This is a genomic window from Polaromonas sp. P1_E1_2, from assembly GCF_056406035.1.
In genome coordinates this window covers 1-4,586 of record NZ_JBFUAZ010000329.1, presented here as the reverse complement: position 1 = coordinate 4,586, position 4,586 = coordinate 1, and the positions used below count along the sequence as shown (strand labels likewise).

The window sequence follows — 4,586 nt, the reverse complement described above, 5'->3', positions numbered from 1 at the left end:
GCCCAGGCCTTCGGGCGGCACCTGGTCCGTCAGCAAAGCCACGGCCTGATTGGCTTTGAGGGTTTTATGCATGAGGCGGATGCCGCTTAAGGAAGCGGGCACGACGGTGAGATTGGCCCGGTCACGCGCCAGGCGTTCCAGCCGGGCCAGCCAGGCCTTGCGCGCGGGCCGGTAAATCGCGGTAATGGGCCCATACAGCTCGGCCAGCGCTTGCGGGCCCAGCTCGAAGCTGCCGCAATGGGGACCAAAAAAAATCACCCCGCGGCCTTCGGCGAAGGCCTGCTCCGCATGCACCTGGCCTTCGATGCGGACATTACCCAGGCAGGACTCCGAAGCCGGCCGCATCCACAGCTTGGGTAGTTCGGCAATAAAGCGCCCAGCCTCGGCAATCGCCGGGCGGGCGACCGCGAACGGCAGTCCGGCCTGCGCCACATGTGCCCTGAACTGGGCGCGGTAGCGCGGACTCAAGCCCCACACCAGCCAGCCCAGCATGCCGCCCAGCGCATGCAGGGCGGCCAGCGGCCAGAGGGAAAAGAAGCGAAACAACCAGGGCATGAATCAGGTGAAAGGGGTATCGAAAGGTTACGCCGGCCAAAAACCAGCCGTCATATAATGCAGTCTGTCGCCGAGTTACTGAACTACTTGCAGGGCGACATTAAACCAAACTGCTAAAGCGTTCGCCGAGGCATTCCAGCCGGCAACGCGCCGACAAACTTCATGGAGTGTACGCAATGGCGAACGATTTTCTCTTTACATCCGAATCCGTCTCTGAAGGCCATCCCGACAAGGTCGCCGACCAGATTTCCGACGCGATCCTCGACGCAATTTTCAAGCAGGACCCACGCAGCCGCGTCGCCGCCGAAACCCTGACCAACACCGGCCTCGTCGTGCTGGCCGGCGAGATCACCACCAACGCGCATGTCGACTACATCCAGGTCGCGCGCGACACCATCAAGCGCATCGGCTACGACAACACCGAGTACGGCATCGACTACAAGGGTTGCGCCGTCATGGTTTGCTATGACAAGCAGTCCAACGACATCGCCCAGGGCGTAGACCATGCCAGTGACGACCACCTGAACATCGGCGCCGGCGACCAGGGCCTCATGTTCGGCTACGCCTGCGACGAAACGCCCGATCTGATGCCCGCGCCGATTTACTACGCACACCGCCTCGTCGAGCGCCAGGCCCAGCTGCGCAAGGACGGCCGCCTGCCTTTCCTGCGCCCCGACGCCAAGAGCCAGGTCACCATGCGCTATGTGGACGGCAAGCCGCACAGCATCGACACCGTGGTGCTGTCGACCCAGCACAGCCCCGACCAGAGCGAAACTGCCCACAAGATGAAGGCCTCGTTCACCGAAGCCATCATTGAAGAGATCATCAAGCCCGTGCTGCCCAAAGAGTGGCTCAAGGACACCAAGTACCTGATCAACCCGACCGGCCGCTTCGTCATCGGCGGCCCGCAGGGCGACTGCGGCCTGACCGGCCGCAAGATCATCGTCGACACCTACGGCGGCGCCTGCCCGCACGGCGGCGGCGCGTTCAGCGGCAAAGACCCCAGCAAGGTGGACCGCTCAGCTGCCTACGCAGCCCGTTATGTGGCCAAAAATATTGTGGCCGCGGGCCTGGCACGCCAATGCCAGATCCAGGTGGCTTATGCCATCGGCGTAGCCCGCCCCATGAACGTCACGGTCTATACCGAAGGCACCGGCGTGATCTCCGACGAGAAACTCTCGGCTCTCGTCAATGAACACTTTGACTTGCGCCCCAAGGGCATCATCCAGATGCTGGACCTGCTGCGCCCCATCTACGAAAAGACGGCAGCCTATGGCCACTTCGGCCGCGACGAGCCGGAATTTACCTGGGAACGTACCGATAAAGCTGCTGCGCTGCGCGCTGCAGCCGGCCTGTAAGGCCGCCGGGCGGACAGCCCGGTATCAGTTCTTCAGCGCAGGCTCACTTCGCGCAGCGAAGTTAAGGGCCCAAGAGGTCCCTCCCCTCGCTAATCCAGAAGATCAACCCCGCGATTCAACCGCGCGTGTAGGGGCTTTTCCCGACATGCGGGGTATTGCCCAATTCTTCGGACGGCGCATTGTCGGCTTTGGGCTGCGCGATGGTCTTGTTGGTGCCCTCTCTGCCGTATTCCTCGGCAGATATGGCGTCAGGCTGTGCGGCTGACCCGTTCTTGCGGTCACGATCACTCTTTGGATCAATACGTTTTTTCAGGCCCATCTCGTGTCCTTCGTGTCGCTGAACGTCACGTAACAAAGCTGCCGGGATCCGCGGCGGGAAATGCGGATGCCGACATTGAGGGCATTCCCCCCCGGGAATCACGGGCAGCATGCGTTACACCAAAACCGTTGCCGGTGACGATGAACGGCCAGGCACTGCGGGATTTCCCCGCTTCCATGGCGACTTCGCGCACAGGCCGGGTTGCCCGGATTTCTGGTTCATGCAGGGGAAAGCTGTCTAGAAACATGGCGGCGCCAATGAAGGCTTTGAGTGGCTGGGCTTTGACTGTAGGTTCACGCCTGGCCACGATGCGTCAGCGGGATAGGAAATGCGTGTAGGACAAGCTCGAATCAGGCACCACTTCCCTGGTTGGAGCTTTAATTCCCGGAATTCCGGCCGCTGCTTTTTACCCACATCAGGCAACGAGGCAGGACATCAGGCTTTCGTAATCCACCGGTTTGACCAGGTGATGGTTAAACCCGGCCAGACTGGCAAGGGCTTTGTCTGTTGTCTGCCCCCARCCAGTGAGCGCAATAAGGACCATATTTTCAGTGGCCGGCTGCTGGCGGATCAAGCGTGCTGCGTCGTACCCGTTCATGCCGGGCATTCCGATGTCCATGACGATAACGTCCGGCCTGTGAGCCTTGGCGGCGGCAACGGCGGCCAGACCGTCATACGCCGTTGTCACTGCAAAACCATCCATGCCAAGCAAAGCTCCCAAGGTATTGGCCGCGTCCACGTTGTCGTCCACCACCAGGATTTTTTTGGCGTTTCCGGACCAGGCGGGGCCCGCCACTTGCACAGGCGATATAGGATGCCCGCCCTCCAGAACCACCGGCAGCGCCAGGACGAACTCACTGCCATGACCAAGGCCTTCACTGCTGGCATGCAGAGTGCCGCCGTGCATCTCGGCAAACTGTCTGGCCAGGCTCAGACCGATTCCCAGACCGGTCGGCGCTTCGCCAGGCACGGGCGTCTGGGCAAACAGGTCAAAGATCTTTGCCAGAGAAGATGCCTCAAGCCCGATCCCGTTGTCGGCGACACGGAAAGTCACCACAGGCCCCTCGACTTCCGCGCGCAGCACGATATGCCCGCCTGGATGCGTGAACTTGGCGGCGTTGACAAGAAGGTTGGCGACGCTTTGCACCAGGCGCGCGTGATCGGCATCCAGCAGATACGGTGTGTCCGGCTCCTGCACGTCCAACCGGTGCTGCTTGCTTTCCATGGCGGAGCCGGAAATCTCCACCGCATGGTTGATCACTGATTGCAGTGTGATCTGCCCCCTTTTCAGGGTGACCTTGCCGCTGGTGATGCGGGCTACGTCCAACAGGTCATCCACCAATCGCGTCAGGTGAGCCACCTGGCGGTCCACGACATTGCGCAGCTGCGTGATCTGGTCCGAATCCGGGTAAAGATGCCTGAGGATTCCCATGGACGTACGGATCGGCGCCAGCGGATTGCGCAGTTCATGCGCAAGCGTAGCCAGGAACTCGTCCTTGCGCTTGTCGGCATCGCGCACCTGGTATTGCCTTTCGCGGGCCCGCACGGCCGAACGGGTGGCGGTAATCAGGGCAATGGTGCGCACGGGCCGCTCCACCAGCGTGACGTTACCCAGATGCTCGACCGCCCGCTGCACATCCAGCGAATCGGCGCCGCTGCGTGTCAAAAGCAGGATGGGGATGTCCGACCAGGTGGGCTGTGAGGCCACGTATTCGGCCAGTGGCCGCATGGCGGCACCACTGACAACCTCTTCCACCAGCAAGAGGGCGCCGGCACCCAGCGGGAGTTGCGTCATAAGCTCATCGCTGTTTGCACACACAATGCTGTGGATACCCACGGACCGGAGCACTTTGGCAGTCAGCGCCGCGTCCCGCCCTGTAGGTGCACAAATGACGATTCGCCGCTCCACCTATCTCGCTCCGCGGGCAGCACCCACTTCAGGATCATTGCCGATGTAGACAGGCACCCCCGTCAGAATGCCGCGGAAGCCGCGCAGGGGTGCGCCCACATGGATGCCCTTGCGGGACATGGAAAATTCGCGGATGGTGCGTTCGTGCAGGCTGCCTCGCTTTTTAAACACCGACACGGCCTGCTTGACCTCGCCGTCATGCTCGAAGTAGCGCAGCATGAGCACGTTGTCGGCCAGATAGCTGGCGTCCACCGTGGTGGACATCTGGCCGCCCAGCATGCCCTGCTGAACGCCCACCAGGATGGTTACCACACCGCGCTGGCCCAGGTACGTCAGCAGTTCGTGCAAATGCGTGGTAAGGAAGCGCTCATCCGGCATGGCGTTGAGATAGCCGTTGATGCTGTCGATGACGACGACTTTGCAGCCGCGGTCGGCAGCCTGGCAC

5 protein-coding genes are annotated in these 4,586 nt (G+C 61.9%); 1 reads left to right on the top strand and 4 read right to left on the bottom strand.

The annotated features are described in order from the left end of the window. The coding region (locus AC1D1P_RS14860; protein WP_477673516.1) for an LpxL/LpxP family acyltransferase at window positions 1-555 on the bottom strand (555 nt) is incomplete at its 3' end. Between the two features lie 176 nt (window positions 556-731). On the opposite strand from AC1D1P_RS14860, the gene metK reads away from it, so the two are divergent. Beyond that, window positions 732-1,913 (top strand): methionine adenosyltransferase, encoded by a 1,182-nt coding sequence (metK, locus tag AC1D1P_RS14855; RefSeq protein ID WP_457279749.1) that lies wholly within the window; start codon window positions 732-734, stop codon window positions 1,911-1,913. A gap of 115 nt (window positions 1,914-2,028) precedes the next feature. Here metK and AC1D1P_RS14850 read toward each other — a convergent pair whose 3' ends face one another. The 3 genes from AC1D1P_RS14850 to AC1D1P_RS14840 all read right to left on the bottom strand — a co-directional run. Continuing rightward, window positions 2,029-2,232, bottom strand: a complete 204-nt coding sequence (locus tag AC1D1P_RS14850) for a hypothetical protein (protein WP_477673515.1) — start codon at window positions 2,230-2,232, stop codon at window positions 2,029-2,031. Between the two features lie 415 nt (window positions 2,233-2,647). Beyond that, complete coding sequence (locus AC1D1P_RS14845; RefSeq protein ID WP_477673514.1) at window positions 2,648-4,027, bottom strand: hybrid sensor histidine kinase/response regulator; 1,380 nt, start codon at window positions 4,025-4,027, stop codon at window positions 2,648-2,650. A gap of 114 nt (window positions 4,028-4,141) precedes the next feature. Then, window positions 4,142-4,586: ATPase domain-containing protein (locus AC1D1P_RS14840; protein ID WP_477673513.1), on the bottom strand; the 445-nt coding region annotated here is incomplete at its 5' end.

Bases quoted from the DNA above. Each gene is read 5' to 3' on its own strand.
- metK (WP_457279749.1), top strand. From the start codon at position 732: ATGGCGAACGATTTTCTCTTTACATCCGAATCCGTCTCTGAAGGCCAT.
- AC1D1P_RS14850 (WP_477673515.1), bottom strand. From the start codon at position 2,232: ATGGGCCTGAAAAAACGTATTGATCCAAAGAGTGATCGTGACCGCAAG.